This window comes from Reinekea sp. G2M2-21 (assembly GCF_015687175.1).
Classification (GTDB): Bacteria; Pseudomonadota; Gammaproteobacteria; order Pseudomonadales; family Natronospirillaceae; genus Reinekea.
In genome coordinates this window covers 369331-393594 of record NZ_JADPQG010000005.1, presented here as the reverse complement: position 1 = coordinate 393594, position 24264 = coordinate 369331, and the positions used below count along the sequence as shown (strand labels likewise).

The window sequence follows — 24264 nt, the reverse complement described above, 5'->3', positions numbered from 1 at the left end:
CTCAATTTTTCACGCGGCTTTCAACATACGATGCGTGTTGCAGGTATTGCTGATAGCGTAAACGGTACACACCTACGTACTCGCTGCGGGGTTCAAAAACCCGCTCGGTTCGGCTGCTGAGCGCGGTCATGGCGGCTGCCATCGACGGATACAGATCGGCTGCCACGGCACCGCAAATCGCCGCACCCAGTGCACAACATTGATCCGACGCTTTTACTTCAATGGGCTTATTAAACACGTCCGCACAGATCTGCATAATGGCGTCGGACTTGCGTGATATCCCGCCAATGGCAATCACTTTGTTGATCGCCACGCCCTGCTGTTCAAAGCATTCATTAATGGCTTGCGCACCAAAGGCCGTAGACTCCACGACCGCGTGGAATAAATCGTCTATGGTGCTGCCCAGATTCAAACCGAAAATGGACGACGTTAACCGCTGGTTGGCGTCCGGTGTGCGTCGGCCGTTAATCCAATCCAACGCCAGAGGTGCTTTAAAGGTGGGCTGGTAATGCCGTAGCTGTTCGCCCAGTTTCGGCAAAATAGCATCCGCAGCCTGTTGCTGTTGCGCTTCATTCAAATCCGTTAAGGTAAGTGGCCATGCCACTATATTCTTAAACCAAGCGTAGAAGTCGCCGAACGCAGACTGCCCTGCTTCGAGCCCGACTTTACCTGGTACGACAGAACCGTCGACCTGCCCGCAAATGCCTGCCACGCAGCGGTCCCCTATGTCCTGATACTCTGCAGTGATGATGTCGCAGGTACTGGTACCAATGACTTTCACCAGTTCATTGATGTTCGCACCGGCGCCCACGGCACCGAGATGGCAATCGAATGCACCCACCGCCACAATCACGTGTTCCGACAGGCCGAGTTTTTCCTGCCAATCGCCGGTGACCACACCTGCGGCAACATCGCTGGTGTAGGACTGATCCCCGACATTGTCTCGCACATTCGACAATTGCGGATGAAACTGGGAAAAGAATTTGCGCGGTGGTAAGCCACCCCAGCTGTCGTGCCACAGAATTTTATGACCACTGGCGCAGCGCGAGCGCTTCAGGCTTTTCGGCGCGGTTGTACCGCTGAGAACCGCCGGAATCCAATCGCACATTTCAACAAAACTGTGCATCGCCTGGCTGACTTTGGTGTTTTTCCGCAACACGCGCAGCAGCTTTGCCCAATACCATTCCGACGAATAACTGCCGCCCACATAACGGGTGTAATCCACGCCACCCTGCTTGGCCACACGGGTAATTTCTTCGGCTTCTTCTATGGCGGTGTGGTCTTTCCACAACACGAACATGGCGTCGGGATCGTGTTCAAACTCTTCTCGCAAACTCAACGCCGTACCGTATTTGTCGATCGCAATTGGCGTTGACCCGGTGGTGTCCACGCCTATCGCGCGGATATTGCGAAACACCGCATCGCCCAATTTGGCGCGCAGTTCTTGGCCAGCCTGGGTCATCGCTGCCAAAATATCATTCGGATGCTGCCGGTACTGTTGCTCAGCTGCGTTGCAGTAAGCCCCCTGCATCCAGCGTTCGTAGTACGCAACTTCAGAACCGATTTCTTCTCCGGTGTTGGCATCGACCACCAACCACCGTACAGAGTCACTGCCGAAATCAAGCCCGGCCACATAGGACGACATAGGTTTTTCCTTATCACAGAATCTTTGCTAACTACTGTGCCGGTGCATGGATAAATTCGTTATAGAAAATCGTGCTGTTTATATCGACTTTCCGGGCAAATTGCCGAAACCGAACACCTTAAAACCGCCTGAAACAATCGCAAGAAGCCTTGTTTTTCAAGGCTGTACAGCTATTTATGGGCATAAAACCGTTCGAAAACCAATACAAGACAAAAGCATTTTTTATGGATATATTGGCTACAAATAAGAAAAAAGGCAGCGAAAGATGACCCAATTGATGCCAAACACAGACCCACTGAAACCCGGCTATCCCTTTAACGCTCACCTGGTCGCGGGTATTACGCCCATTGTCAAAGGCGGCGAACTGGATTTTTGGATCGACCGACCCAAAGGCCTGAAAGGCTATATTCTGAACTTAACTGTCTCTGGCGGTGGCCTTGTGTTTCCCGGCACCCCGCACGAACGCAAGGTGACCAAGGGTGACATGATGATCATCCCCACTTCTGCCGTGCATGACTACGGCCGCCACCCCGACCTGCACAACTGGTATCACCGTTGGATTTACTTCCGCCCCCGCGCCATGTGGAGCGAATGGTTGGACTGGACAGAAAAATCCTGCGGGGTTGGCTTTTTGTCCTTAAAGAAACACCACGGTGAGCGCGAGATCGACATGATTGATCATCTGTTTCAAGACATTGATCAGATCAACGAACAAGGCTCAATGTTAGCCGAAGAACTCAGCCTCAACCTGCTCGAACAGATCTTAATCCGCTGTCGTGAATTCGACGACTCCAAACCCACCAGCCCCGTGGACCCGCGCATTCAACGCGCTTGCTTGTTTATTCATGAAAACATCGCCAGTGAACTTTCAATCGACGAACTGGCCCGCGTCGCCTGTATGTCGCCGTCGCGCTTTTCACACCTGTTTAAAAAGCAAAAAGAAGTATCTGTGCGGCAATGGATTGAAGACCAACGCATTGCCCTGGCACGCCAGCTGTTGATTACCTCCGACCTGGCCATTAACCAAGTCGCCCAGTATCTGGGTTACCAGGATGCCCTGTACTTTTCCCGGGTATTTAAAAAGAACTTGGGCGAAAGCCCACGAGAGTTCCGGCAAAGCCAAAGATAGAGTTGCGTACGCACGCGTGAAACGAAAGGCTGTTAACTCAGCCTTTTTGCGCTTGTCACTGTGGCATTTACGTGTTTCTGTGATCTGCTTTTTGTTGGGCGATGCTTTCCGTTTAGGGCAAAACCGGTGCAATGTTAAGCGCCCTTCTGTTACCCCTTCTTTTGACAAACCAATTAACAGCCATTGCCAATATCGGCGTAAATAACCGCTCCGTCGCATCTGCTTTGGCTGAATTATTTGGCACATCGCAACGGATTCAAGGGCACAAAAGGCGACCCTTGTGATCAGCGCGCAAGAATGATGAATTTAGAGCCTACCTTTCCGACTGCCAGAAACTCTGAAAGATTCAACGTAGCGCAGACGCTGATCCGCGCATGGAAGCGCGGGCAAGTGAGGGCATACAGGGCGGTCCGACGTCTCGGGGTATGCTACGAACGGCGTCTCGAAGCAAGTTGGATATGAAGGTAAGTTTCTGGGTCGGTGGCAGGGGGTTTGGGGGTTTTGTTCGGTGCGACGACTCGCTTGAAACCCCCAAGGCAGAAAAAACGGATGCAGCCTCACCGGTACATTCTGTTTTAACGACTCAACCTCGGGTAAAGGCCGGATCAAGAGATCAACCCTTTTGGAAAGCAAAAGCTAATGAACATTTTATACCATGCCAAAAAAGTCGGACCACGTCGTTCCGCAAAACCATTTTGTCCATAAAACTGATCTGTTCGTCTATTCAACCTCCCCCCCGTCTGATCGACACTAAGCCCTATAAAATAGCGATTGCCATCCGTTGCAAACGCGATGGTCAACTTTTTGGAAGGGGTTTTGTTCATGTCAGCACAGCAATCAATTTGGTTCATCACCGGTTCTCAACATCTGTATGGTGACAAGGTTTTGCAACAGGTGGTCAGCAACAGTCAAACGCTGGTCGCGGGTTTAAATGATCAGGCACAATTGCCACTGCCGCTGGAATTCAAAGCCATCGCCACCACGCCGGAGGAGATTCAACGCCTCTGCCTGGACGCGACCAGCGATGCCAACTGCTTGGGTGTGGTGTTTTGGATGCACACCTTCTCACCCGCCAAAATGTGGATAAAAGGTCTGCAAGCGCTGCAAAAGCCTTGGATGCACCTGCACACCCAGTTCAATGACGAACTGCCTTGGCAGGCCATTGACATGAGTTTCATGAACCTGAACCAAAGTGCACACGGTTGCCGTGAGTTCGGTTACATTGGCACACGGTTGGGCATCGACCGCTTCATTACCGTGGGGCACTGGCAAGACAAAGATGTGCATCAGGACATGCAAAACTGGATGCGGGCTGTTATCGGTTGGGCGGAAGGCCAAAGTTTAAAAATCGCCCGCTTTGGCGACAACATGCGCCAGGTTGCGGTCACCGAAGGCAATAAAGTATCGGCGCAAATTCAGTTTGGTTATGAAGTGCACGCCTATGGGGTTGGCAAGTTGGTGGAATACTGCGACGCCGTCAGCGACGAAGATATCGCCAGACAACTGGACCAATACGCCAGCGACTACCAATGGGCGTTCAGCATGGACGACAGCGACAAAGTCACCCGGTTGAAAAACGACGCCCGCCTGGAAATTGCCATGGAACGTTTCTTAACCGACCACGGCTGCAAAGCATTCACCAACACCTTTGAAGATTTAACCGGCATGAGCAACCTGCCCGGTTTGGCCACGCAACGCTTAATGGCGAAAGGCTACGGCTACGGTGGTGAAGGCGACTGGAAAACTTCCGCCAGTGTGCGCATTTTAAAAGCCATGTCGGTGGGTTTACCCGGTGGTACTTCGTTCATGGAAGACTACACCTACCACTTTGGCAAAAAAGCGCAGGTACTGGGTGCCCACATGTTGGAAGTTTGCCCGAGCATCACCAACGACAAACCCATACTGGATGTTCAGCGACACACCATTGGCTGCAAAGCCGACATCGCCCGTCTGATTTTCTCGGCACAGACAGGCCGCGCACGCAACCTGACCACCATAGACTTAGGTGATCGGTTCCGCTTTATCCTGAATGAGCTCGACACCGTATGCCCACCGCAAGACCTGCCAAACCTACCGGTAGCGCACGCCCTGTGGGAACCCATGCCGAACCTGAAAACCTCGGCTCAAGCCTGGATTATGGCGGGCGGTGCGCACCACAGCGCCTATACGCAAGCGGTATCGAAAGAGATTATAGAAATTTACGCAGACATGGTGGGCGTGGAGTTGTGTGTGATTGATGAAAACACCGACATCCGTTCGTTCAAACGTGAACTGCGAACATCGGGTTACTGAGTACAGACTGCAAATCTGGTTTGACTGCAAGCACTGCGAGGTGCGTCTTTTAAACCCTGGTCGTTTATGCGGCCGGGGTCTTTTTTTAGGAAAACGGGTAGAGCCGGATCTTTACTTAATAAGCCCCAGTCGAATAGCGTTACGCTTACTAATGCGTATTGGACAGTCTGGGCATTGTTTGAATGTCATCTGTTTGGAAAAGTAAGGGATCGATCTGTCTTTGTTGATTTCAATATCCTCAATAGGGACGGCAATAGACTTAAAAAAAAGGTTAAAGGGAAGAATAAAGCCAAAATACACATAACGTTCATCGACATTCAATTTCAAAACACACCCAGCAAACGTATTGTTTTTTAATCTAGCAGAGGCAAATTTAATCGGCTTACCCGTACCTTTGAATTGACCGCGATAACACTTTGATAATTCATTCCATCCGGAAGCCCTTGCACCATGTATAAAGGCAAAAGACATTAAAAGCATCAGTATTGCTATAAAGATGAAATCAACAAACACGACAATTCCTTAAACAACTTTTGACAAACTTTTATTGGTAGTCCGAACTTAAATCTGCGGGTCAACGGTTTTACCACCAGTAAAGACTAAGACGGTATCACATATTCCTCACATCAATTCTGTGATGGGCGATATTTAGCGCCAGCGTAATAAATTAAGGTGAGCTCGCGTCGTAAGGTTTAGTGCCCTGAGGTTTAGTGGTTTATTCGAGGTGATCTCTAAATCCCCGATAAACAAAGTAACCTGCAAATGGAATGAATAGTAAAAACAGTAATACGCCAAACAACAAATAACCAATTAAGTATTCCAGTTTAGCAGGGTGTAAACCAACTTTGAGAATAGGTTTAGTTTCTTCCCACTCAGGGTGAGGCTCATCGAAGCCCAATAACAATGTATATAGCTCTCCCTTAGTGAGTGAAACCGTTCCAATGACCAGCCCGTAGTAACCCCCTCCAAATATAGGTGAGTATCCAAATTCTTTGTTAGAGCCACGAGCCAGAACCTCACCACCCTGTTTAAGTTCCCACTCTACGAATATTAGCGAGTCAGAATCTCTCTTTACGTAATTTCCTAAAATCTCATCCATTTGATTTTCAGGAAGGTTCCGTTCAAGGTGAACTTCAATCATATATTCATCAGAGATCTGAGGGGTAAATTTGAACTCCTGAGGATTAACCGTAGAAAAGGAGAAAGGCGCCTTCAGAAGTTCGGTTTTATAAAATGGACCAAAATTGCCATACCCAAACATACAAAACGAGGCTAGAACCCCAAGATAGCTTATGTACTTTAAAATCCGTTTTATCATGTTTTTTAACACTTACGCAGCGTTTTAAGAGAAGTTAGTGCACGGAAGAAACCTAAACTGGTAGCATGCGCACGTTATGTGTATTGAACCAACGAACCGCCATGGTAACTCAATGAGTACACATCTAAGCCATCCCTTGAAATTATTTCGCGACCATTGAACGTATAAGGGGTTCCAAACTGTCTATTCCGATAATGCAAACCTTCATGCTCAAATGATTTCGGCCCCCTATAGGGGTAAAGCAGGCTTATTTGCCTCATTGCCAGTTTTAACGTTTCGTACACGAGCTTCGGCTCGTCGCAAACCTCATAAACTTCACCATAGTAATTCATTACCCAGATTAATGAACCGGATGAATCGTAGACCGATTCTGACCCGGCAAATGGGTTAAATCCGAAATACTTATCTATATAGTGAAAACCGGCCTTTTTGAACTCGAAACCCTTAAAACCGTTTTCAAAAGTCAAGTCAGTCGTCTCGCCACCCGTTGCATAGCCAGCGAGCTTTGCTTCGATAATAAATTCAATTAATTCCACTTTTCCCTCAGCTTATTAACCGTAATGCATTGTTAGCTGTTAACTCGTACTACGACTAGCAAGCCTCGGCTTGTTGTATTCGGACTCGGTCAAAAACAGTAATGCCAAAATGGCTCCTTGGTTTAATGTGTCTATCGACCCAATCAGGCTGAGATAGGAATGTTGAACAACATGTCCCATATTGGGTGTTGCGACCAAGCTCACAACGATTGTTGCCAAGTATGTCCACTTTCCAACAGGATTTGTCAGCAGCAGGAGTACAATCGAAACAACATACAAAATAAATGAAAGACCGGTTAACCACCACGAGCTTTTTGACACAAAGCTTAGGCTCGCATACTCAATATTATGAACGTAGTCCGTTAAATGATCCGGCAGAAGGCCTTGGAAATGCGAAAACAATGCCATGTAGCAAACGGCCAACACCACTTCCAATAGAACAAAATATTTAATCAGTTTAGTTGTATTCATAATTTATTATTCAGCCCAGAATCTACAAGTCACATCATTCTTGAACTCGAACGTCAAAACCTCCTTTAGCCATGGACTTTCTTTTGCGCTATACCACCTACCATCTTGAACTTGTCCAGTAGGGGTGTAAGAAACCCAGTGCACCATATTATCTGAAAACGCATAGTAAATACTAACTGGATGAGCGTTATTATAGAGTTTCGCGTCTTCAATATTATCGGGTAGTTGCGAAACAAAAATACCTACCAATTTAGGATTACCTTTATGAATGTTAATCCACTCTTTCCCGCATGCGACGGGCTGAGTTGCGATCCCTTTGCTTGGGAAAACAAGCATTAGAAAAATCAGAATCAGCGCATTTACCTTCAGTCCAAAAATATCAATTTTAGAGATGAAATGACCAGTACTATAAACCACTGACCTGATCTTTTTACGGAACAAAAAAAATAAACTACGTAGTTTCATTTGATTACAACGATTCAAGACGAAAACCATACGAATAAAAGCATAATCACAAGTAGAGATATAAGACCAAGGGTTTCCCTATCTTTCAGAAACTCTTCCCTACCATCGAAGTAGCTACTCACGGCTTTCCGGAATGGGCCGCGAACCAAAAAACCAATAACAGGGGACTTTTCGCCAGACCGAGTGTTCTTTGCTGCCCACAACATGGCCCCACAGTAAATGAACCCTACAACTATCACACCTGTAGCGAATACTTTCATTTCCATATTTAATCTTTCGCTGCCTACTAAAAATACTTTTAACTTTGTGAAAGTCGCGTGTCGCCATTAAGAAAAAAATACTATGTGTTACCCGCATTCACAGTACATATCCTACTTCCGCTTTCTTCGCGTAGGCCAATAATTCTTCATTTTCAACTGTCGGATTACGAATATAAGCTGTAGCGAGTTTGGAGGCTTCCTCATGTTCCAACATAAAGTGACCAATACCATGAAGACCACTCTCGATACACCCTTTATGCTTAATGCTCAATGCAAACGCCAGAACGTCCTCTAAAGCTGCGCAGATGAACTTTTTATCTGTATTTTCAGGGCAGAAGATCAATGGGGTTACGTCCCAAAGCATATAGTTGAAGCTATCCAATTCGGAGCCCTTTTCGGACTTATGCCCCAACACTTCGTGACACCGTTTTGCCAAGCAGTCTTGGTACAGAACGTTCATCAGCGAAATTGCTTTGAGCCGCTTCTTTAATTCAATACTTTCATCATGAAATGCATATACTAAGTTTGAGTAGGTATGACTGTATAAGTAGTACAACCCCATCCCTAATTGCCAGTCTGAGAAACCCTGAATAATTCCAGCGAAATTCTCATACATTTTAATTGTGTAGTCGACAACCAAATCATTCGAAATGTCAGCAAGTGGCATCTCCATGTCAAAGCGCCAATCGCCTTCAGCTTCATCATGTCCGAATAAGCAATCAATCCATTGTTCAAAGCTAATATCCATAATCACCAAACAGCTCCAAAAAAATGGGAATATATAGAGTACGAAGATTGATTTTACACAATGCCTGAATCCTACTCGTGATAGTGAATATATTCATTTCCCTATTGAATTTACCAGGTTGCTTTCGCTAACAAAGTCAGATACTTGCTCTTTAGTAAACTCAATTGGCGTTTCATCTTTGTCGTTTCGATAGTAAGGAATATGCTTAAACAAAAACTTGACCTCATCACTTTCTCGAAATGAATCAAGGAATTCAAAGCAGCCAATTACGGGTTTTCTCAGGCCAGGACTTGAGTAGGTTAGGCTGTAGTAATATTCACCTTTCGTAAATTTATCCATATAAGTCTCTAATCTTTTTGTAACCGGCGAAATCGAGCGCTAGCAAATGTTAATCCCACATCAGCCCAAGCCTGGCGGCGAAGCACCAGGCCAATACAATATGCGCTTATTAAAAACTGCCACCCGTAAGCGCGAACAGCACAAACGGAATTGAAGCGAATAGTAAAAACCGGCCCAAGTTCAAGAATACACTTTTTCTAGCTGCCAGCCCTTTTTCATTTAATGCACTTGGCACAAACAACGCATTAAATGGGTTAAACCAAAGATACTTATGTGACTTACAATAATCAAAATCTGTATTTACGAACACAATTACTTCACATTTCAAAAGCCGAAATAAACTAACCACGGCTAAGGGAAAGCATATGGAAAACGCCAGTACATTGACTACTATGATTATTAAGCCCAAATAGATCTACCTATACTTAACGCCCATGTCCGCTGATAAAATGCGAAGCAAATTCACTTCGCTTACCTATTACATTTAGTACCAACTACGATCAGGAGACGCTTTAATAATGACAACCGAGTTATGGTCGTAATCAGATAGTTTGGCAGCCGCTTTACCTTTTACCTTAAATTTTAATTCCAAATTTGGACCAACGACTAAATCCATATCTTCATCATTTTGTACATCAATGATTTCATTCGCAGAGTTAAGATAAGTCACCTGAAAATGTATGTTAGACCAAGCAGTATCTGTATTGTTCTTAATTGTGCCGATTGTCGTTATACAAGTTTCACAATTACTTTCAGTTATAGTGAGGCTAGTATCACTTATGACCAGTTGACTACCACCTTCGTAAATTGGCTCACTGTTAAACTGTGCCATAGATTTTTCACTAGCTCGATCAGTAACAAACCAATATCCGCTTAGAGCTATCAAAATAACGGCTATCGCCTGTGGGGGGATAAACTCTCTAATTAACGACTGTGGTCGGTGACATTTAGGACACCAGATCGCTCCGTCCGATATGGTTTCTTTACAGCATCTACATTCCATTTAACTTGCTCCTTAGTTGGATTTAGCGCCATTGGTTTTTGGCGAGTTAAGTGCTAGCGTTAACGAGTCCAAATCCCGCCGCGCTAGCGGTGTGGCGGGCTAGCGCTACATATTCTTGCTAAGTAGAACATCGATATGCTTTCTGAGAAATTTTATTCTCATATGATTATATCGATGTGAATATTTCTTGTACTCATTAAGTGTATTAAACCACGACAAAAGGAAATCTAAATCTTCTAACTTAGCTTGCTTATTCCTGCAATATTCAGCTTCCAGGTTTTGAGCCAGCTTCAAAAGCCTCCTCTTACTGCGCCAGCAGTCTTGGCAGAGAATTCTCTTTTGTTCATAGTATTCTTGGCGATTTTCATAAGCCTTCTTCTGTTCAATCTAAGAAAAAATATCTAACTTACCGCATGATCTACATTTGTAAGTAATGTTCGAATAGAAGTTTTCACGCACGTGAAGACCGTAGCTGTTCTTCGAGTTACGACTGTAACGATCAAAATCAACTTTGTATTTAAACGGTATTACGCTCATACACTTTTACTTTACGTTTTACAAAACCGGCGAATTTGCGCGCCAGCGAGTTTTTAGTCCAAGGCCCGGGAACGGGCTGGTTGCCGGCGTTTGTTAGTACCAGTCACCACCATTTTTCAAACGACTCTAGGTTGGCCCGTATTTCTTCTAATTCACTTGAGTATCCATTAACCTCTAATACTGTCTTACCCATTGTTGCAGTATCTTGAGCGAATAGTTTTGTAATCAAAGTATTCTCAGACTTAATAAGGTTTAGCACTGGGTTTTTGCTCAAATCATGAAGTGTTATTTCGCCAACTTCATTTTTAATAAGCGATTTCAGTTCCACAAGAAAGGAATCGAATTCCGAACACTTAAACCAGCATTCCTTTATCTCGATACTTACCTTCTGATAAGGCATTCTCCAGTTAATACGGATATTAAATGCAACTGAAGGCAGACGATCTTCCACCGCAGCTACATCAAGTAGTACTTCTAATCCATTGTTCTCAATAAGATGCAACATAAGTTTTAATAGTACTAACGCCAAAATAGCTGGCGAAATTGCGCGCCAGCGTGATTGAGTCCAACGCGTGCAGCGGAGCGGTGTTTACTCGTGATGTTAATTGCCTTGTTAGCAATAGTATCTCGCAAGCGACAGCTTGATTGCATCTTGAATTCCACATTCAGATTTAGAGGTAACAAGCCCTTCAAGACTTCCAGATTCCCAACAGAAATACCAGTAATCCTGTGCATTAGCAAAGTTTTCAAGAGTCTTGGCCGATGCTTCATAGTCACATTCTTCATCGATCCACATAAATAATCCAAAGAGGTTGTTTCTTCCTATTTTGGGATAATATTTTCTTTTTGTAATTAATTCTGAATTTTCTTCAATAAAACAACATTCGTTGTCACTGATGAATCCGCTTAGCTTTTGGAAGTGACAATCGCCCATCCAGAATCGAACTTCACTCCGCCATAGTGCGGGGCCAGGTAAAAGGGATTTATTCCCGACAATTTCAATAAATTCACTCATAAATTCTTAGCTAACAGCTTATCCTACCGCCTCAGCGGCTTTTTGTGGTTTCGGCATATGCAAACTTTCTGTTAGCGACCAAAACCCGTTCATAGCCAGTCATACTGCGCACTTCATCCATTTTTGTCAATTTGATTATATTAGGAAAAACCGCTGCGCTTTTACTATTGAAATAGTACCGCTTCGCGAGCCCTTTAATAGTGAGGGGTTTTGCAGGCTGCTGTTTCCCGCCATATTGATATCCCCTTGACTTTATCGCCACAGCGGTACTATTTCGGTTTTTCCGATATTTTTCCGATACATGGCAGTACCTTTGAGAATTGGAAATTAGGGCTGCTCGTAGGGTTCGCTGTAACTAATGGGGTTAACACAGTTTTCTGATGAGAGACGTTCTCGTTGGGCGTAGCAATACATAGCGCTCGGCCATTGGCTGGTTCTGCTGGGTTCTTATTTATGGCGGTCATAAACAGCTTTGGTTTGTAATGTGCTAAATGGTGGTTAGCCCTTGCATTACCACTGGTAGTAAAACGACACTCAAGCCCCAAAAACATATAGAAACCACTTCTAACTTTAAAGTACGGTGTTTAAACCACAGCACTGTTACTACGATTGCTGAAAATGTAACTGCATATTGATAAAGGCTAAGTGCAGTAACAATTGTACCCGAACCGATTGCATCAATAGCCATTAGGTTTAACCCAACTATTCCGATCAGAGAATAAAAAAGCGCAAATCTAAAAGCCGTATTTACATCGAAGCCAAATAAAACAGATAGAAAGAGCACTATCACGAACAAACACGCATAAGCTTTTGCAACGTATAATGCTATATTCATCAATGTTGCTCCTTACACATAACGCCACCATATGAGGCTGCTTTGGAGTTGGTTAATTTTTGTTAGCGTAGCGTTAAGGCATAAATAGAAGCAACGGTAAAGCTGCCCCTATGATAGCTTCGTTATGTTTACATCACCCTACAATCTGCTTTATATATTGTGATACCTGAGGGTTAGAAACCGCTGCGTCACCATAAATTTTAGGGGATGGAAAATATTCAGCATTTAGCTGTATTTCCGACGCTACGGTCTCACCAAAACAATCAGCAATGAATGCTAAAGTCATATCCATACCAGCAGAAACCCCTGCTGATGACCAAACATTGCCATCTTTCACATACCGTTCTTCGATAATTTCAACTGAGTTATCTTGTTTTAGTTCATCAAGGAAAGCCCAATGTGTTGTCGCCCTTTTGTTTGTTAAAATCCCCGATTTTTGCAATAAGTACATGCCTGTGCAAATCGATAATATGCTATGTGACTGACTACTTGTTTGTTGTAAGTATTCAATCACGTCAGGATCTTCCATCGCCAACCTAGCGCCACTACCTCCAGGAACAATTAGGACATCAGGAAAAATATTTTCACTAAAATGTATATCAGCACTAAACCGCATTCCATGCTCACCAGAAGGAGACATAGAATTTAAAGAAATAAGTTTAGGAGGTTCACAAAGTTTCATTTCAGCCAAAAGCCCAATAAGTTCCCATGAACCAACTAAATCTAATTCTTCAACTTTGTCAAAAATAATAAAGTATATTTTCAAAACTACTCCTTGTCCGACGGTAAACATAACGCTTATAGCATGCGCGAGGTTACGAGTCGAAGTGGCTGCGTTTGTTAAGCATTTTATCAAGCTCTTTGACTATTCTTGATGAACTCTTTTTCCAATCTCCTCGTACATAGGTCATGAACCAATGATAGGAGTTCTTAGAAGTATCTTCACCCTTCAAATAACTTAAAATGCATTCTGCGTGATCTGCATTCCACGCCCAAAGATCCAATACCCCTCCCGAGAAATAAAGTATAGGTAGGTCTTTATAGGATAAATTAGATTTTCGATAAGCACATCCAGTGCACCTTATCTGCCAATCTTCTATTCGAAACGTAGGAGATAGATCAGCAACTATGGTTCCTTTTCGATCTTCCTCTGAAGGCTTACTTGCTATGGCTCTCGAACCACAAGAGGGGCATAAAACCTCTACAATCTTTGGCCTAGATTTATGGTCATACCGAATATGAGACCAACCACTTCCACTCATAAATATTCACTTTGCATAACGTTCGTGGCTGGGGCGAGGTACGAGTCCCAAGCCAGCGTTTGATAAGCGCCTACTCTGCCACTAAAATAAAGTTTGCGATAGCTGGTTCTTTACTATCTATCAGTTCCGTTGCAGTCCGGTAACCTTTAGCTCGGACGGAAACTTCACTTCTTAAGAGAATTGCACTAAATATAGGAAAAACCCAAATTCTCATCTTTTTAAGTGAATAGTTACCTGCTTTGTCTGTTTGCACCGTTTAAGATTTTTTCAGCTGATTGTTAGTAATTGTCACTTTAGCAAATATCGACTCACCCGTCTCACTCACAACAGTACCCGTCACTTCAGGTGAAATAGCTAAAGATTTACAACGTTCAAATAACGCACATGTAATAACTAGAGCGATCTTTTTCATGGTTGCTTAATTCCCGCAGCAGCCAGGAGCGTAGCGAGTTGGATGCTTGCGTTGTTATGTGCCATTACTAACCCTTTGAAAGATTCTAAATAGCTCCTCGCCATATATATAAAACTTGACCTCAAGTCTCGTAAACTTTCTGCATGTACCAATAGCAATTCTTGCCGCCTCTTCGTGTGGATATCCATAAGCACCGCACGATATTGCTGGAAATGAAATTGATTCACAGCCATATTCTATGGCTAGAATGCAGGCACTTTCATAAGCTGACTCTAGTACTCTAGCGGAGTCATTCTGATTTCGAAAAATTGGACCAACAGTATGAATCACAAACTTTGAATTCAAATCACCGGCACTGGTAATACGAGACTCGCCAAAAGGGCACCGAATCCCATTGATACTCTTAACCTTCCGGCACTCTTCTAGGAGCTTCGGTCCTGCCGCTCGGTGGATCACCCCATCAACGCCGCCGCCTCCAAGCATTTTTGGATTTGCTGCATTAACGATTGCATCTGTATCTGCCTTCGTAATATCACCAAAAAGTATTTTTAAAGTACTCATAATTTTTCAAAAGTATAACGATAACGTCAATGTTTAAATGGAGCGCAACATAAAAACTATCTGACAGCATGCGCTTGTATGTTTTGATTAGCTAAAGATGTTCGATATAGCTCCAAATATCGCAGAAAATATTTCTACAACACCTTCCAACAGCGCTTCTAGAATGCCAACAATTATTTCCAATACCCCTTCACCAGCCAACACCACTGGTACTGCTGCACCAATTGTGGATGAAGCAATTAAACCGATTGCGAATATGTCAAAACCAGCAACTAATACATAGATTATTGCTATACAAAGCAACAATCCACAAACTGCATTTACAATCCGTAGCCTTAAATCTTTCTCTTCCCTATTCATAGTATTTCTCCAATCCTAAACCTTCAAATGATACATAACGTTTCTAAACTGAGGCGCAATGAAGCGCAGCGTAATTGCGTCCTATGCCCGCCGAAAAGCGTTTTTTAGCGGGACAACTTGCACAGTGCCTTGCTATGCATTAGCTGCACGCACCTTTACTCGCCACAATACCTTCTTCACTTATCTCGAAAGAAAGCCATATAGTATTCAACTTGCTTTCCTTCTCATATGCCTTGAAGTCTGGAGACAACTCATTTAGTAAATCGATTGCTTCAGACTTAGACATGCCAGCGACCAATTTACTACACAAGTTGTTAAGTACTTCAATCTGGTTGCGAGCTTCATACATCTCTTGCTGTCGATATGACTCTGTAACGGCATCATCAATCATTAAGTAGAACCAGTATCCATTGGATACCAGAAGGAGAATTACCAATAGTATTGGAATCCATTTACTCAAGTTTTTCTCCATTTCAATGCATAACGTTCGCAGCACCGGATAATTTAAAGCGAAGCGGAAAGTTTGACCGTGCAGCTGCGTTTGTTAGGCATTTTTTCCGCACTCACTTTGTATTTTTGTTTCTAACTCCTAGATACGTTCTTGGAGCTTCTTCATATGATTGGCATTTGCGCTAGGATTAAATGCAAACTCTGCGTTTAGCACCTTTTTATTGGCGCCTTTGGAAATTAATTAGTTGACTATTCCTCGATGACCGAAATCATCCGCAACTTTTAATGAAGTAAAACCACCTTCACCTTTCTGCTCAATATCGATGCCATTCTCTACCAACAATTTTGCTGCCTGAATACCTCCCCATACGCAGACACAATGTAAAGCGTTGTCACCAAAACTGTTGGTGTCATTTATATCGTCTAGCTTTATTCCAGAAAAGTCAGCCACATTTTCTACCTGGGTCAGCAATTCTCGTACAGTTTTGTCCATTATGTATGCCTAACGCCTTTGTCATGAGCGTTTTGGTGGTAGCGGAGTTTTGGGGTAATGTGGCGAAGCCACCCCAAAACGGAACGTAGACCAAAACGTCAAATGGACAAACTTGTTAGACCTTTTACTTGAGATGTAATTCAATTTTATGTTCCCAGCTTGCTCTTTCAGGTACAGACCGAATAGATTCTACGACCTCGTCGAATAATGTTCTGCTACCAGCCTGTGCAGCTCGAAGCGTAGAGTATGCCCATTCCTTTCCCTCTTCGTGGCCTTCTTGGTGCAAAAAAGGGCTACTTTCAATTACCGACATACAATATTTCTCTAGAGCTTTACTATTCATTGCATCTTTGGAATGAGCAGAATTTTCCCAAATAATTTTACATGGTGATTCCAATCCAAATCCGCCAAATAAACAATCATCAAAACTATCAAAAGATTTACCAAAATAACCTTCGGGGGCATTAACCGCTCTACCAAATTCTGCGTAGAGCGAGTCTAGATCCGTAATTCTTTTACCATTTAGTACGTAGTTATTCATGTAGTTCTAACAGTGTGATATACGGACCCAACTGCAAAAGACGGGTCCGTATATCACTATTTAAAGTTCTATTTTCCGAGTTAACTGCTAAATGCGTCATTGTCGTAGTAATAATTAATGGCTTTTATGGTCTTGGAAAGACCTTCAGCTTCACTATTTTCAAGTACCTCCAGAAGCTGACTGATAGACATAAGTAAATGGAACCCTATTTTCTGAGGATAAAGCGGTACATCAAATTCATCTCTTTCAACTTCATCATCGTCGTCAAAGATTAATACTTTTTTTCACCAGACAACTCAACACCATTAGGTACATATATATCAAAGAACCACTCGTATTCCTCGACTTCTTCTACCAGCTTTTCAAGATTCGTTTTAAATCTCATCAGTTTCGCTTTCATGGACTTTAACGCAAAGGTCACCTGCACGTAATGCGGAGAGCGTTTTTGAGTAAAATGGAGCGCAGCGACATACACAAAAACGAGCGTATCAGTGTGACTACACATAACGCTGCCACGATTTTTTATGTGGTTTCTTTGACTGTAAAGATTATTCAAACATTCGCTTCTATTTCAAATACAAGCCATTGTGTGTACTAATTATTTCCCTCTCAATTTTTATACTAATGGCGTCCGGCATTATATCTTGAACTTATTCCAACCCTCCATAAGATGGTTGGGGAGTATTAAGTAGTGGAGTTACAGATCCTAGCTCTATTTCATGATACGCTGCTCGTGCCATTTGCATAGCGTGTAACGCTTGTTCTATTTTATTTAGACCACCCGTTATATTGGTGGGATCAATATAATTAATGTATCCTAATGCTTGGCTCGTATATTTTCTTGCACTATGTCGCTCATCAAAAACATCTTTGTGTCGAAGTAAATTTCTTAGTTCTGTTATTTTAGTAATTGCATTTCTTTGGTCGTCATCAAGAATTGCCTCATATCCCCTAGCTATCGCTGCTGGAGTTAAATTGGAAGATTTAATCGTTGTTATTGCTGCTTGCAAAGCCTCATCAGTAAACTCGATACGTTGCACTACGCTGCTACCTGTATATCCGACTTTTGTGTTTACTTTATTTTGAATAATTTGTTGGTGAACATCTGAATGTTTATTAGCCATATTTTGTAATTTTTTTTGAGCGATAGTAACCGACCGATTATCTACAAACTGAGAAGTAGCTGATCCAGAGCCGTTTCTTTTTGACTTCAGATCTTCAATCGACCGGCCTTTATTCTCTTGGTTTTTATCACCGTAAACACTCATTTTTAAATCCTCAAATTATGCATTACCGAGATGATTACATAACGTTTCCGTTTGTGGTTAGTTGGCGCGAAGCAGAAACTAACCCACAACACGGGTTTGTTATGCGTAGTCTTGTTCATTGTAGAAAAGCTTGCCTTCTTCAGTAGAGGATTCAATGAGGAAAAACTCTTCATCGGAGACTAGGGCCTCTAAAAAAGGGTATCTTCTAGAAGTTGTACCAGCCTGAGGCGTAATATCACTCAACACTCCCTGAGGGGTTCTCACAACCGAATGAGCCACGAACATTGCACAGCCTGGAGTATCAGGTAAGTCGAAATAAAACCAACCTCTAACAATATCGAATCCTACTGAATGCTCACAGAATATTTCGACATTCTCATGACAGGCTTTTGGAGAAGGCTGCCAGTTGCCACCTTCAATTTTTGCAAGCAGAGTCACCCTCGCCTCAGATCTCCTGCGGTATAGTTCTAAAAGGTAATCTTTTACACCGCTTGGGTACATTTCAATTCCTTCGCATAACAGTTTCATATGCCGCCACTGCGTTTTTTTCCGGCGCCGCATATGCAGAATTGGTTTCTGTTCATATTCGGCTCAATGCCAGTCATATTCGGCGGTGTAGCCACTATTGTCAATCTGATCACCCTAAAAAACCGCACGAGCGGTTTTTACCAAAATACTCGTGCGCCTGAAACGCCCTATTCGTGGGGGTTAGTTTAATAAGCGGGAAATGGTCATTCTGTTTTCGCCTGGGTTTTTAGGCGCGTGCACAGATATTCAGGCAGCTTCCGGAAAATGCGGCGTAATGGCTCTTTTGGCGCGAAGATGGCGTTTTTTAGTGTGACTGGGCAATGGGTATCTCCTATTGCGGCGAGTGCCTGAACTATAGAAGTGATCGACAAACTCATTGCCCCTTCGACTGCTTCGCGCTCTGGGCGAACGGTATGGTTAAGCAATGTCGGGCTCAAGCCCGACCTATATGTGAAAATTACACCAAGCCTAGTCTAGCGAGTGAGGTGGTGTTCATCCGGTTATAGCCATTGTTATTGCTAACCGCTTTGGTGATGAGGAAGAAGTCGTCCAGCCAGATTGAGTATTCCAGCAGTCGGTCTTTTATTCGAGTGGCTTCCAGCAGGTGTTTGTCTTTTATTGATAGGTTTCCCTTTGGGTTGTGGTGAATAAGAATGAGCCGTGTGGCGTTGGCTTGAATAATGTGGCTGATGAGTAAGTTAGTGGTGAGTTCTTTGAGTGAGAACTTCCCTGTGAGAATGGGTCGGCTTTCCAATAACACGCTGCGCGTGCTGAGCATAAGTGCGTGAATGGCTTCGTGTTTTAAGTGGATGAAGGTGTTGGCGATGTACAGCTCGGCTCGGGCGATGCTGTCCAATAGTACGGGGTTAGTTTTTTCCAGTTCACGTTGATGGGCGTGAGTGAACAGCAGTTCATCGTCCATGTTGGTGATTTTTTTGTACATGGTTTGTCTCGCTTTTTAAATTCGTTTTCTGTTAAAAAGTTTTTAAGCATCAGAAACCTTGCCTGCGTGCGCAGGCAAGATGTGCGGCTAAGCAATGTGTTCTGTTTATTAGTGTGTGTGCTGTTATTTTTTGCGCGGGTACAACGCGCGCGTTTTGTACAGGCGTAACAGCTGTTTATAACTCACGAATGTCACGGAACACGGCTTTAGCCGCATCGAATTTGGAAAAGCTCCGGTGTACAACGCCAAGGCAATACGAAAACGCCACCAGTGTAGGGCGCGTAAGTACGCGGGGTCGGTTTCTATCTGTGGGTTTCGGTGCCGGTTGGCGTGTGTGGAGTTTGCTGTTGTGTTAACAGCAGTTTCACAAGGGTTTTTCACTTCAACAGGGTGTTGAAGGTCGCTGTTTTGTGCGCTTAGTTTTTCTTGTGAGTGGAAATTTTCTTGGAACGAGCGGTGCTCTAGCTTAGAATCCTGCTTAGCCATAATTGATACCTGAATTATCGGTTGTGGTTAGCTGCCCTTGAGTGGTAGGACACTCTTGGGTAGCGCTTAGTTTTACGCTACTTTCTTTCCGTTATCTGCCTCCTGAATTCTCTGAAAAACCAACCTGTATAAAACACTGGGTGAGGATTGAACACAATTTATTTTTTGTGTGAGGTGAGGTTATTGTGATGGATGTCTAAAAAAATTTGGTTTGCTCATTATGTAGCAGTGTTTTTTTCGTCAGAGTAATGGGCTCTTTCTTCGTTTTGTCGAGTTTGAATTTAAATTTGTGGCATTTGGATAGTTCAAGACGTGGTTTTATTGGGAGTTTTTTTTTCGTCAAGGGCCACAACAGCTAGGCCCTTAACAATCCCAGCCGCCGCCACAAACGACTGGTCACACTTCTCAATTCCGTCTTCGACAGGTCGTTTGCGACGGCCATCCTTGGCCGGCTCACTTGTTCAAGCATCCATGCTTGAACAACCTGTGAAACGCGAATTGATTCGCGTGGTCGTTTGAAAGGCGGTGAAACCGCGGCACCGTCACCATCACAATTGAAGTGATTTATTAAGATTCCATTTAAAAAATCCAAACCAACCAAGCAAAATTTTTTACCGACATCGGCGTAAATAACCGCTCCGTCGCATCTGCTTTGGCTGACTTAATTGGCACGTCGCAACGGATACAAGGGCATGGATGCCCTTGGAAGCGCCGCGCGTGCAGGGACGCACGCTCAAGCGACCGTTCGAAGAAAGTGGCAATGAAGGAAGATCACCGAAGCGGGCGACAAAGAGGGGGTTCAAGGGGATCGCCCCTTGGAAAGAAAAAAATCTCAGCAGAATTCAATTATCAAGAGCCGAGCCCGAATCGTTGGACCGGTTTGGTCCTTAAGGAAAAAATCTCCACATGAAGCCATGACGCTTAATAATAAAAATGCCGCGCAAACATAAAAAAAGGCGCTTAAGAAATCACCATTCAGAGCTGCCCTCTTGGAAAAGAACTGTTTGCTAGAACATCCAGCATCGAAAACCCCAAGAACAAAAACCAATACTGCTAGGCGAATGCGTCCGTCAGGAAGTCTATAAAGGCCTTTACTTGCGTTGGGATGTAACGAGATTGTGCGTATTGGGCGACCATGGTGCCTTGGTATTTGCCGTCCATTTGCCAGTCGGGCAATACCTGTACGATGTCGCCGCGCTGGAGTTCGGTGGCGACGACGAAGTCGGGGAACAGGGCTATGCCCATGCCGCGTAAGGCGGCTTGTTTGCGGATGCTGGAGTGGTTGACGGAGAGTGGGCCATTCACGGGGACGTTGCATGTTTGTTTGTCTTTGCGGAGCCGCCATACGGTGTCGTCTTGGTCTTCACTGAGGGCAATGCACCGGTGCTGGGCCAGGTCTTCGGGGTGTTGCGGTGTGCCCGCTTGGTTAAGGTAGGCGGGGCTGGCGCAGAGTAACATACGGACGCGACCCAGCGGTTTGGCGATTAATCCGGCGATGGGGGTGTTGGTAAGGTGAATGACGACGTCGACGTTGTCGGCTATGGGGTCGAGGTAGCGGTCTTCCACTTTGAAGCGCAGGCGAATATCAGGATAGGTGGCGATAAAGTCCAGTACGACGGGCGACAGGACGATCCTGGCCAGGGCTTGGGGGGCGGCGACGGTGAGCAAACCTGTGGGTTGTTCAGAGTTACTTTGTGCGGCGCTGGCGGCCTGTTGGGCGTTTTGCAACATGCTTTGGCACAGGGCGAAGGTTTCTTCACCGGCGACGGTAAGGCGTAAACGCCGGGTGGTCCGTTCTAGCAGTTTGGTGGCGAGTGCGGTTTCTAACCGGGCGACGGAGCGGCTGACGGATGAAGCCGCCACGCCGAGTTGATCGGCGGCTTTGGAAAAACTCTGCTGCTCAACCACGGTCACGAAGGTGGCCATGTCTGGCAGCAGTGCTATGAGCTTATTCGTATCCATAACGCAATTATTCTTTGCAGATTTCTATCATTATTCCCTAACAGTAATGAATTAGGCTCGTTGGCGTCAATCTTAATGGCCAATACCAACGAAACTGCGCAGGAGAATCTGCTTTGACGACCGCACCATCACGCCCTGAAAATCACCTGCCCTTGCCTGCTCCGCGCGGGTGGCCAATAACGGAAATATCACTGATTCTGGTGGCGATGGTTTGGGGGGCCAGCTACGGGCTGACCAAAACGGCGCTGCTGTTCACTTCGGTGTTTGCTTTTATCGCGATTCGTTTCCTACTGACTTTTGCGTTGCTGGTTCCGGTGCTGATCCGCGATTTTGCGCGGGGTAAGAATCGGGATGCGTGGGTTGCGCTGCCCACCGGCTTGTTGCTGCTGGCTATCTTCACGTGCGAAGTGATGGGTATTCAGCACACCAGTGCGGGCAATGCTGCAGTGCTGATCAGCCTTTCTGTGATTCTGACAGCGCTGATTGAAGCGCTGGTGCAACGGCGAGCGCTGCCTAAACGCTTGTTGATGCTGTGTGTGTTGAGCGTGGTGGGCGTGGTGTGCTTGTCGGTGAATGGCGATTTCCGTTTTGAAACTCACCCTGGCGATATCTGGATACTCACCGCCGCGCTGTTGCGTGCTTGCATGGTTACCGGTACACAGGCGCTCACCCAACACCGGCGGCTGACGGCGCTGAGTTTAACCGCGTTGCAGTCGGCGGTGGTGGGGCTCGGTGCGCTCAGTGTTTGTGTATCAGCAACGGGCTTTGTGCTGCCAACAGAACAGACATTCTGGCTGACCACCTTGTTTCTGGTGGTGTTCTGCACCATCTTCGCGTTCTATGCGCAAAACCGTGCGGTGCGGCTTACCTCGCCGACCCGGGTCTCGTTACTGCTTGGCAGTGAACCGCTGTTTGGTACGCTGTTCGCGGTTCTCTGGTTACAGGAAAGCCGTTCGTTGTTGCAGTGGTTTGGTGCGTTGCTCATTGTGGGCGCGGTTCTTGGTGCGTCTCGCCGTTCACCCTCAGCGACTGAATAATCACTCTCGCTTGGTTTAATAACAAACGCCTCTTGGCACCACTGTGTTAGCAACACACGGCTGAACATTGTTCACCTGCCTTAACGTTGAGGCAGGTCATATGAATGAACAGTTGCACTCACTGTTCAGAGTTGAACCCGCCCCTCACCTTGCGATTCATCCTTCTGGATCTAAGCTATTCTGAGATAACAGCGCAAATTTGAGTAACAGATCGTTTCGCCAAAGCGCCCATTAGGTTGTAGGAAAAGCTTAACGCAACACCGCAATGCCTGCTCTTTTGCAATACGGCTTTCGCCTACTGGCCATACACTGTTCACAAACAATGTCACGCATGATTCTATGGCTAAAAAACTGAAGGTACGGGAGTAAGTTATGATGTTGGCTCACCCATTTGGTTCGGTCGCAGTTTGGCTGGTTTCTTTCGTGTTACTTTCCTGTACCCCCACCCCGGAAACTGGCACCGATGTAAAGGATATAGCCGCATCCGCTGAGGTTTCAGCCGAAGAAATTCAGGTTGCGTTGGTGATGAAGACGCTGACCAACCCTTTCTTTGTGCAAATGGAAGTGGGCGCCCGACGTGCTGAAAAAGAGTTCGGCATTGAGCTGCTGGTGAAAACAGCATCTCAAGAAACGTCCATTCAACAACAAATTGATATTGTGGAGCGCCTGATTGATGACAGGGTGGACGCAATTGTTATCGCCCCCGGCGACTCAATTGAATTAATTCCGGCATTAGCCAGAGCGCAAAAAGCCGGAATAACCGTGGTGAATATCGACAACAAACTGGATGCACAATTTGCCAAACGAAATGACATGAAAACGGTTCCGTTTATCAGTGTCGATAACGAAGCCTCTGCCTATGAAGTAACAAAATACTTAACGGCGCAAATCAGCAAACCGACCCAAGCGGTGGTGATTGAAGGAATCGAAGAAGCGCAGAATTCACAAGACCGCAAAAACGGTGCGTTGCGCGCTTTTGCGGAATCCAATCGGGTTGATGTGGTGATGACCAAGTCGGCGCATTGGAAAATTGACGAGGCCTACAAAGTTGCAAAAGAAATGTTTGAACAATACCCCGGCATTGGCGCGGTTTTTTGTGCGAATGACATGATGGCCTTAGGTGTGCTGGAGTTCCTATCACAAACAGAACGGTCAAACGTTCTCGTGGTCTCTTACGATGCGCTGGAAGATGCGAAACGAGCCGTACTCACTGGTGAACTGGTGGCGACTGTCGACCAAAAGCCAGGGGAGCAGGGCTACCTTGGCGTGCGCACTGCACTCGACATGCTCAAAGGCGAACCGGTTGAAGACGTGCTGTTGATCGATGCGGTATTGGTCACCAAAGAAACTCTGACTCGATAATGCGGA

General features: G+C 45.1%; 30 protein-coding genes. 5 read left to right on the top strand and 25 right to left on the bottom strand.

Annotated elements, in window-relative coordinates; genetic code table 11:
* Position 1: 1 nt before the first annotated feature.
* A complete protein-coding gene (locus IYN85_RS18955) occupies positions 2 to 1645 on the bottom strand; it encodes a ribulokinase (protein WP_196160503.1) in 1644 nt (547 codons plus the stop codon).
* Between the two features lie 46 nt (positions 1646 to 1691).
* Between IYN85_RS18955 and IYN85_RS18950 the strand changes: the two genes are divergently transcribed.
* The 3 genes from IYN85_RS18950 to araA all read left to right on the top strand — a co-directional run bounded on the left by IYN85_RS18950 (position 1692) and on the right by araA (position 5066).
* On the top strand, positions 1692 to 1892 hold the full coding sequence (locus tag IYN85_RS18950) for a hypothetical protein (protein WP_196160502.1): 201 nt from the start codon (positions 1692 to 1694) through the stop codon (positions 1890 to 1892).
* Between the two features lie 18 nt (positions 1893 to 1910).
* The gene (gene araC / locus IYN85_RS18945) at positions 1911 to 2774 is read left to right on the top strand and encodes an arabinose operon transcriptional regulator AraC (RefSeq protein WP_196160501.1); all 864 of its coding nucleotides are present in this window, start codon (positions 1911 to 1913) and stop codon (positions 2772 to 2774) included.
* An 822-nt stretch (positions 2775 to 3596) separates the two neighbouring features.
* The gene (araA, locus tag IYN85_RS18940) at positions 3597 to 5066 is read left to right on the top strand and encodes an L-arabinose isomerase (protein WP_196160500.1); all 1470 of its coding nucleotides are present in this window, start codon (positions 3597 to 3599) and stop codon (positions 5064 to 5066) included.
* Positions 5067 to 5177: 111 nt separating this feature from the next.
* Here the strand turns inward: araA and IYN85_RS18935 are convergent, their stop codons facing one another.
* The 24 genes from IYN85_RS18935 to IYN85_RS18820 all read right to left on the bottom strand — a co-directional run bounded on the left by IYN85_RS18935 (position 5178) and on the right by IYN85_RS18820 (position 21859).
* Positions 5178 to 5579, bottom strand: coding sequence for a hypothetical protein (locus tag IYN85_RS18935; RefSeq protein WP_196160499.1), 402 nt, complete (start codon positions 5577 to 5579; stop codon positions 5178 to 5180).
* A gap of 202 nt (positions 5580 to 5781) precedes the next feature.
* Positions 5782 to 6384: a hypothetical protein gene (locus tag IYN85_RS18930; protein WP_196160498.1), complete on the bottom strand. Its 603-nt coding sequence runs from the start codon at positions 6382 to 6384 to the stop codon at positions 5782 to 5784.
* A gap of 74 nt (positions 6385 to 6458) precedes the next feature.
* Positions 6459 to 6920: a DUF5680 domain-containing protein gene (locus IYN85_RS18925; RefSeq protein ID WP_196160497.1), complete on the bottom strand. Its 462-nt coding sequence runs from the start codon at positions 6918 to 6920 to the stop codon at positions 6459 to 6461.
* A gap of 39 nt (positions 6921 to 6959) precedes the next feature.
* Positions 6960 to 7391 (bottom strand): hypothetical protein, encoded by a 432-nt coding sequence (locus IYN85_RS18920; RefSeq protein ID WP_196160496.1) that lies wholly within the window; start codon positions 7389 to 7391, stop codon positions 6960 to 6962.
* A gap of 6 nt (positions 7392 to 7397) precedes the next feature.
* The gene (locus tag IYN85_RS18915; RefSeq protein ID WP_196160495.1) at positions 7398 to 7856 is read right to left on the bottom strand and encodes a hypothetical protein; all 459 of its coding nucleotides are present in this window, start codon (positions 7854 to 7856) and stop codon (positions 7398 to 7400) included.
* 357 nt (positions 7857 to 8213) lie between these two features.
* Positions 8214 to 8870, bottom strand: coding sequence for a hypothetical protein (locus tag IYN85_RS18910; protein WP_196160494.1), 657 nt, complete (start codon positions 8868 to 8870; stop codon positions 8214 to 8216).
* 87 nt (positions 8871 to 8957) lie between these two features.
* A complete protein-coding gene (locus IYN85_RS18905) occupies positions 8958 to 9203 on the bottom strand; it encodes a hypothetical protein (protein ID WP_196160493.1) in 246 nt (81 codons plus the stop codon).
* Between the two features lie 484 nt (positions 9204 to 9687).
* Positions 9688 to 10035 carry a hypothetical protein gene (locus IYN85_RS18900; RefSeq protein WP_196160492.1) on the bottom strand — a complete coding sequence of 116 codons (348 nt, stop codon included), beginning with the start codon at positions 10033 to 10035 and terminating at the stop codon, positions 9688 to 9690.
* 811 nt (positions 10036 to 10846) lie between these two features.
* Positions 10847 to 11272, bottom strand: coding sequence for a hypothetical protein (locus tag IYN85_RS18895; RefSeq protein WP_196160491.1), 426 nt, complete (start codon positions 11270 to 11272; stop codon positions 10847 to 10849).
* An 84-nt stretch (positions 11273 to 11356) separates the two neighbouring features.
* Positions 11357 to 11758 carry a hypothetical protein gene (locus IYN85_RS18890; protein ID WP_196160490.1) on the bottom strand — a complete coding sequence of 134 codons (402 nt, stop codon included), beginning with the start codon at positions 11756 to 11758 and terminating at the stop codon, positions 11357 to 11359.
* Between the two features lie 487 nt (positions 11759 to 12245).
* The gene (locus tag IYN85_RS18885) at positions 12246 to 12593 is read right to left on the bottom strand and encodes a hypothetical protein (protein ID WP_196160489.1); all 348 of its coding nucleotides are present in this window, start codon (positions 12591 to 12593) and stop codon (positions 12246 to 12248) included.
* A 133-nt stretch (positions 12594 to 12726) separates the two neighbouring features.
* Positions 12727 to 13359: a DJ-1/PfpI family protein gene (locus IYN85_RS18880; protein ID WP_230390844.1), complete on the bottom strand. Its 633-nt coding sequence runs from the start codon at positions 13357 to 13359 to the stop codon at positions 12727 to 12729.
* 752 nt (positions 13360 to 14111) lie between these two features.
* Positions 14112 to 14267, bottom strand: a complete 156-nt coding sequence (locus IYN85_RS18875) for a hypothetical protein (RefSeq protein ID WP_196160487.1) — start codon at positions 14265 to 14267, stop codon at positions 14112 to 14114.
* A 54-nt stretch (positions 14268 to 14321) separates the two neighbouring features.
* On the bottom strand, positions 14322 to 14828 hold the full coding sequence (locus IYN85_RS18870) for a macro domain-containing protein (RefSeq protein ID WP_196160486.1): 507 nt from the start codon (positions 14826 to 14828) through the stop codon (positions 14322 to 14324).
* Between the two features lie 87 nt (positions 14829 to 14915).
* On the bottom strand, positions 14916 to 15188 hold the full coding sequence (locus IYN85_RS18865; protein WP_196160485.1) for a hypothetical protein: 273 nt from the start codon (positions 15186 to 15188) through the stop codon (positions 14916 to 14918).
* 139 nt (positions 15189 to 15327) lie between these two features.
* A complete protein-coding gene (locus IYN85_RS18860) occupies positions 15328 to 15648 on the bottom strand; it encodes a hypothetical protein (RefSeq protein ID WP_196160484.1) in 321 nt (106 codons plus the stop codon).
* 231 nt (positions 15649 to 15879) lie between these two features.
* On the bottom strand, positions 15880 to 16131 hold the full coding sequence (locus IYN85_RS18855) for an ankyrin repeat domain-containing protein (RefSeq protein ID WP_196160483.1): 252 nt from the start codon (positions 16129 to 16131) through the stop codon (positions 15880 to 15882).
* Positions 16132 to 16255: 124 nt separating this feature from the next.
* Positions 16256 to 16672, bottom strand: coding sequence for a barstar family protein (locus IYN85_RS18850; RefSeq protein ID WP_196160482.1), 417 nt, complete (start codon positions 16670 to 16672; stop codon positions 16256 to 16258).
* 271 nt (positions 16673 to 16943) lie between these two features.
* A complete protein-coding gene (locus IYN85_RS18845) occupies positions 16944 to 17177 on the bottom strand; it encodes a hypothetical protein (protein WP_196160481.1) in 234 nt (77 codons plus the stop codon).
* Positions 17178 to 17322: 145 nt separating this feature from the next.
* Positions 17323 to 17940 (bottom strand): hypothetical protein, encoded by a 618-nt coding sequence (locus tag IYN85_RS18840; protein ID WP_196160480.1) that lies wholly within the window; start codon positions 17938 to 17940, stop codon positions 17323 to 17325.
* 99 nt (positions 17941 to 18039) lie between these two features.
* On the bottom strand, positions 18040 to 18441 hold the full coding sequence (locus IYN85_RS18835) for a hypothetical protein (protein ID WP_196160479.1): 402 nt from the start codon (positions 18439 to 18441) through the stop codon (positions 18040 to 18042).
* 484 nt (positions 18442 to 18925) lie between these two features.
* The gene (locus IYN85_RS18830; RefSeq protein ID WP_196160478.1) at positions 18926 to 19411 is read right to left on the bottom strand and encodes a JAB domain-containing protein; all 486 of its coding nucleotides are present in this window, start codon (positions 19409 to 19411) and stop codon (positions 18926 to 18928) included.
* Positions 19412 to 19534: 123 nt separating this feature from the next.
* On the bottom strand, positions 19535 to 19897 hold the full coding sequence (locus IYN85_RS18825; protein ID WP_196160477.1) for a hypothetical protein: 363 nt from the start codon (positions 19895 to 19897) through the stop codon (positions 19535 to 19537).
* A gap of 1053 nt (positions 19898 to 20950) precedes the next feature.
* The gene (locus tag IYN85_RS18820; protein ID WP_196160476.1) at positions 20951 to 21859 is read right to left on the bottom strand and encodes a LysR family transcriptional regulator; all 909 of its coding nucleotides are present in this window, start codon (positions 21857 to 21859) and stop codon (positions 20951 to 20953) included.
* A 113-nt stretch (positions 21860 to 21972) separates the two neighbouring features.
* On the opposite strand from IYN85_RS18820, the gene IYN85_RS18815 reads away from it, so the two are divergent.
* Together IYN85_RS18815 and IYN85_RS18810 are read left to right on the top strand one after the other, a co-directional pair.
* Positions 21973 to 22896, top strand: a complete 924-nt coding sequence (locus IYN85_RS18815; protein ID WP_230390843.1) for a DMT family transporter — start codon at positions 21973 to 21975, stop codon at positions 22894 to 22896.
* 372 nt (positions 22897 to 23268) lie between these two features.
* Complete coding sequence (locus tag IYN85_RS18810; RefSeq protein WP_196160475.1) at positions 23269 to 24258, top strand: substrate-binding domain-containing protein; 990 nt, start codon at positions 23269 to 23271, stop codon at positions 24256 to 24258.
* The last annotated feature ends 6 nt before the right edge of the window (positions 24259 to 24264 follow it).